Origin of the sequence: Microbispora sitophila, from assembly GCF_014892245.1 — a bacterium.
In the GTDB taxonomy this organism is placed as follows: Bacteria; Actinomycetota; Actinomycetes; order Streptosporangiales; family Streptosporangiaceae; genus Microbispora; species Microbispora siamensis.
The window spans coordinates 1-508 of record NZ_JADBGC010000101.1; the positions used below are offsets into that span (position 1 = coordinate 1).

Below are 508 nucleotides of genomic sequence, written 5' to 3' on the forward strand. Positions count from 1 at the left end.
GCAGGACCAGTGGGGCGTGGAGGAGGAGTTCGTCGATGGTGGTGTGGCCGGTGTGGTCGGCGGCGTGGAGGGCGAGGTCGAGGTAGGCGGTGCCGGGGAGGATGGGGGTGTCGAAGACGGTGTGGTCGGTGAGCCAGGGGTGGGTGGTGAGGGAGAGGGTGCCGGTGTAGACGGTGGTGTGGTCGTGGGCGAGGGTGAGGGCGGCGCCGAGCAGGGGGTGGGCGGTGGTGGTCAGGCCCAGGTGTGCGGGGTCGGTGTGGGTGGTGGGTGGGGTGAGCCAGAGGTGTTCGTGCTGGAAGGCGTAGGTGGGCAGGTCGATGGTGGTGGCCTGGCCGTGGAGGGTGGTCCAGTCGACGGGGGTGCCGTGGGTGTGGGCGTGGGCGGCGGCGGTGACGGCGGTGTGGGGTTCGGGGCGGTCGCGGCGGAGCACGGGGACGGCGACCAGGTCCTCCTGTCCGTCGAGGGTCTCGCGGATCAGCCCGCTCAGGACGCCGTCGGGCCCGATCTC

General features: G+C 72.6%; 1 protein-coding gene. It reads right to left on the reverse strand.

Annotation, left to right across the window (positions count from 1 at the left end):
* Window positions 1–508 (reverse strand): polyketide synthase dehydratase domain-containing protein (locus IL992_RS45610; RefSeq protein WP_193209512.1); only part of this gene is annotated, 508 nt, incomplete at both ends.